Consider the following 5,002-nt stretch of genomic DNA (forward strand, 5'->3'; position numbering starts at 1 on the left):
CAGCTGTCTTCTCGCTGCGGGATCTTTTTCCCAAGTGGCTCCGCCACGAGGGAAAAAGCTGTCCTCGCGAGAAGACAGCTGAGAACCCGCCGGTGGTCCGGCTGCGTGCGTGGTCGCTGCTCAGCGGCTCCGCCGCTGACAAGACAATGCCTGCCTGGCGCGCGGCTTACCGAGGTCGGACGAGCGAGCCGCTCAGAACGGACGCAGGCCCCACTGCGCTATCCAGTCCTCGCCGGGGGCGAGGGTGATGAGGTCGGTGCCGGAGTTGAGGGCGTCCGGTGGGCAGGTCATGGGCTCGATGGCGACGGCCCGGCCGCGGCCGGGGAACTCGTCGTTCGTGTAGACCTGCACCCACTTGAACACCGGGTCCGCCCACAGCTCCACGCCGTGCCCCAAGGGGTCGGTCAGCGAGTGCCGGACCAGGGAGTCGCCGGGCGCGGGGACGGCGCCGCCGAAGGCGGTGTCCAGCAGCACGCCCGCCAACCTGCGACCGCGGCGGAAGTCCTGCTCGTCGCCTTCCAAGGCGCGCGGCGGGCGCACCGGCAGCAGCCGCTCCGGGTCCACCGGCAGCACCGTCGCCGCCGCCAGCCGCAACGTGCAGTCGTCGGTCTCGGCCAGCCCGGCGCGCGGGTACGGGTGCACGCCGACGCCGAACGGGACGGCGCGCTTGCCCAGGTTCTCCACGGTGTGCGTGACGGTCAGCCCGGCATCGTCCAGGGCGTAGCCGATGGAGGTCAGCAGCGGCACCGGCCAGCCCGGCTGCGCAGGGACCATCGCGTGCAGCACGATCGTCGACTCGGCGTGCTCCACCACCGTCCAGGCTGTGTGCCGGAGCAGGCCGTGGATGGCGTTGTGCCGCTCGGGTTCGGTGAGCGCGAGCTGCTGCGGCTCCCGCTCCAGGGTCCACGTGCCGTCGGCGACCCGGTTCGGCCACGGCACCAGCACCGCACCGGCGCCGCCAGGCGGGCGCTCGTCGGCGTCGTAGGTCTCGGAGTACGCCACCCCGTCGACGTCGTAGGAGCGCAGCGCGGCGCCGACCTCGGTGACCACGGCGCGCGCGGCGCCGTGCACGATCTCGAACTGCCTGCCGGTGGCCGCGACTGGATCATTCACACCGACCACTCTAGAACGTGCGCGCCGCGGCCGTGGCCGACGCGAAAAAGCCCCGCCCCGCGGGTTTTCACCGCGGGACGGGGCTTCGGGGTCCTTCCAGAATGATCTTCTGATCGGTGTCTTGTCAGCGGCGAAGCCGCTGAGGTTCCGCTGAGCGACCCGCTGCGCAGGTCATTCTGAAAGGACTCCTTCGGCGAGACCGGTTACTTGGCCAGCTTGTCCGGGTCGAAGTCGACGCGGCCGGCGATCAGCCGGTTCACGCCCCAGAACACGACGCCGATGAGCAGCAGGGCCCCGGCGACCAGGTATTCGGCGACGGGACGGCCCGACAGCGGGCTCGCGAAGAACAGGCACAGCACGGCGCCCAGCGCCGGAATCCACGTCGGGGCCTTGAAGTGCTTGTGCTCCACGACGTCCTTGCGCAGCACCAGGACCGCGACGTTGACGATGGCGAACACGACCAGCAGCAGCAGCGAGGTGGTGCTGCCCAAGTCCTCGATCTCCAGCAGGCTCACCAGGACCACGGCCAGGATGCTGGTGAACAGGATCGCGACCCACGGCGTCTGCCGGGAGCGGTGCACGCGGCCGAACACCGACGGGATGATCCGCTCGTTCGACATGCCGTAGACGAGGCGGCTGGCCATCAGCATGTTGATCAGGGCGGTGTTGGTGACCGCGAACAGCGCGATGATGGAGAACAGGATCGGCGGGAACCACGGCGCGGCGGCCTTCACGACCAGCAGCAGCGGCGCGTCGGTCGCCGCGAGCTCGTCAGTGGGCACCAGCGTCGAGGTGATCACCGCGATGATCAGGTAGATGGCGGCGGTGATGGACAGGCCGAGCAGCAGCGCACGCGGGAAGACCTTCGCCGGGTTGCGGGTCTCCTCGGCCATGTTCACCGAGTCCTCGAAGCCGACCATCGCGAAGAACGCCAGCGCGGTCGCCGAGGTGACGGCCAGCAGCGGGCTGGACTCGGGGTTGAACTCCAGCAGCCTGCCCGGGTCCGGCGCGACCGCCGGGTCATTGGAGCCGCTGATCAGCGCGTAGGCGCCGAAGAGGATGACCAGCAGCAGCCCGCCGAGCTCCACGCAGGTCAGCACCACGTTCATCTTCACCGACTCGCCCACGCCCCTGAAGTTGATCAGGGCCAGGACGATCAGGAAGGCCAGCGCGACGACGATCGCGGCCGGACCCACGCTGGGGAAGATCTCCTCCAGGTAGTTGCCGCTGAACGCCTGCGCCGCGGAGGCGGCGGAAGTGATGCCGGAGCACATCACGGCGAACGCGATGATGAAGGTGATGAAGTGGATGCCGAACGCGCGGTGCACGTACAGCGGCGCGCCACCGGCCTTCGGGTACTTGCCCACCAGCTCCAGGTAGCTGCACGCGGTGAGGAACGCGACCACGAAGGCGACCACGAACGGAATCCACAGCGCGCCGCCGACCTTGCCTGCGACCTTGCCGGTCAGGGAGTACACCGTGGTGCCGAGGATGTCTCCCACCACGAAGAACAGGAGCAGTTTCGGCCCCATGACCTGCTTCAGGCCGGGCTGCGCACCGTCGGGCGCCTCGTTGTCCATGGTCGTGTCGTTGGCCATGGCAGGAAAGTGTGCCGGTTCAGCTGGGGCGATCTTGGGGCACCCCTGGTAGAACGCCTGCGCCACCGGACGCACCGGGTGCGGCCGAATGTCGCAGTGACAGTCCGCGGCCTGCGCTTTTCACGTCGCGCGGTGATCGGATCGCCGACTCGATCGGCAGATTCCGCGGCCGGATCGGAACCGGACCGTCACCGCCTCCCGCAGCACCGCGCGTTCGCTGCTCCGATCCGGTGAGATCGCGGGCCGCTCCGCGACGGCCGCCGCAAGAGGGTCAGGCCGTCGGCGCCCGGTACCGCCAGAACGCGGGGATCAGCAGCGCCGCGGCGAGCGCGCACACCACGACGAGCACGCCGCCCGCGGCGATGGTGGCCTGCGCGCCGATCGCCGCGCCCCCGCTGCCGTGCAGCACGTCCGCGAGCCGCGGGCCGCCCGCGACGACGACGGTGAACACGCCCTGGATGCGCCCGCGCATCTCGTCGGTCGCCGCCGCCTGCAGCATCGAACTCCGGTAGACCATGCTCACCAGGTCCGCTCCGCCGCCGATGGCGAGGAACAGCACCCCGAGCCACAGCGAGTCCGCCAGCCCGAACCCGATGATCGCCACGCCCCACACGAGCACGCCGATGGTGACGCCGACGCCGTGGCGCAGGATGCGGTGCAGCCAGCCGGACAGCACCCCGAACACGAAGGCGCCCAGCGGGATCGCCGCGTACAGCCAGCCCAGCGCCGCGCCGCCGCCCGGCGGGTCGCCGTAGACGCGCTCGGCCAGTTCGGGGAACAGGGCGCGCGGCATCCCGAACACCATCGCGATGATGTCCATCAGGAACGACGCGAGCAGCACCGGGTGCGTGGCGAGGTAGCGGAACCCGTCGATGACGGAGCGCAGCCCGGCCTTCGTCGGCGCCCCTTCCAGCGGCGGCAGCGCGGGCAGCCGGAACACCGCCCACACCGCGACGGTGAGCGCGAGCGCGTCCACCAGGTACAGCACCGACAGCCCGAGCAGCGGCAGCAGGACACCGGCCAGCAGCGGCCCGACGACTGATCCGAGCTGGAACACGGTGGAGCCCAGCGCCTGCGCCGAGGGCAGCAGCGGGGCCGGAATGATCCGGGCGATGGCGGCGCTGCGCGTCGGCATGTTCACGGCGAAGCAGGTCTGCTGCAGCGCGAACAGCACCAGCACCAGCCACACCGAACCGGTGCCGCTCGCGGCCACCAGCCACAGCAGGATCGCGGTCGCGGCGAGCCCGCTGTTGGTGACCAGCAGCAGCTTCCGGCGGTCCACGATGTCGGCGACGGCGCCGCCCCAGAGGCCGAACACCAGCAGCGGCACCAGGCCGAAGATCCCCGCGAGGCCCACGTAGGCGGAGTTGCCGGTGAGGTCGTAGAGCTGCTTGGGCACCGCGACGGCGCTGAACTGCGCCCCGACGGAGGTGACGATGCTGGAGGTCCACAGCCGCCGGTACGCCGGGTACTGCAACGGCCGGGTGTCGAGGACGACCTTGCCGAGCACCGATCGCCAAGATCGCCGGGTTTCCGTAGCGCGCCCGCTGTCCTCGTCCACGAAGGGCCACCCTAGCCATGAGCCTGGCTAAAGAAACCATCCGTTGTGACGCACCCGACGCCCCGCACCACCATCCAGGTGAACCCCCGAACCCACTCCCCCCAGCACGCCCACCCCAAGCCGAACAGGGCCAGCGGCCGAAAACCAAGCACCACAAGAAAAACCGAACCCACCCGCCCGGGAGGCCGTGCCTCCCAGCAGCAAAACCACCCCGCCTCACGACCGAAACCCACACCTAGCGGCGAAGCCGTGCCTCGCGACCGAAGGCCGCGCAGTGGGCGAGCGAACCCACGCATGCGTAGCGGCCATGCCCCGCGGCAAGGCCGTGCAACGAACGGCGAAACAAGCCTGCTCAGCACCGAAGGCCGCGCCGAGCGGCAAAACCGTGCAGTGAACGGCGAAGCCGTGCTTGCCTAGCGGCGAAGCCGCGCCTTGGGCGGGCGATAGCCACGCCTGCCTCGCGGCCGAAGGCCGTGCCTAGCGGCGAAGCCGTGCCTTGGGCGGCGAAGCAAGCCTGCCTTGCGGCCGAAGGCCGTGCCGTGCGGCGAAGCCGTGCCTTGGGCGGCGAAGCCACGCCTGCCTTGCGGCCGAAGGCCGTGCCTGTATTCGCGCAGCGAATAGCCCACGTCCAAAAGCCGCCCACCCGCGGGTTCTCAGCGGCTTCCTCGCGAGGACGGCTTTTTCCCTCGTGGCGGAGCCACTCGGGCCGGGAATCGGCGTGATCGCCGCC

Annotated in this window: 3 protein-coding genes; all 3 read right to left on the reverse strand. The window is 70.4% G+C overall.

What is annotated here, in order from left to right:
- Window positions 1–192 precede the first annotated feature (192 nt).
- A complete protein-coding gene (locus ACWD38_RS29965) occupies window positions 193–1,113 on the reverse strand; it encodes an aldose 1-epimerase family protein (RefSeq protein ID WP_450125414.1) in 921 nt (306 codons plus the stop codon).
- A gap of 203 nt (window positions 1,114–1,316) precedes the next feature.
- A complete protein-coding gene (locus ACWD38_RS29970; protein ID WP_184483183.1) occupies window positions 1,317–2,711 on the reverse strand; it encodes an APC family permease in 1,395 nt (464 codons plus the stop codon).
- Window positions 2,712–2,982: 271 nt separating this feature from the next.
- Complete coding sequence (locus ACWD38_RS29975) at window positions 2,983–4,272, reverse strand: MFS transporter (protein ID WP_184483185.1); 1,290 nt, start codon at window positions 4,270–4,272, stop codon at window positions 2,983–2,985.
- Window positions 4,273–5,002: the final 730 nt, after the last annotated feature.

Source organism: Saccharopolyspora sp. NPDC002578, assembly GCF_053592695.1.

Coding starts and splice junctions, on each gene's coding strand:
- ACWD38_RS29970 (WP_184483183.1), bottom strand. CDS start 2,711: ATGGCCAACGACACGACCATGGACAACGAGGCGCCCGACGGTGCGCAG.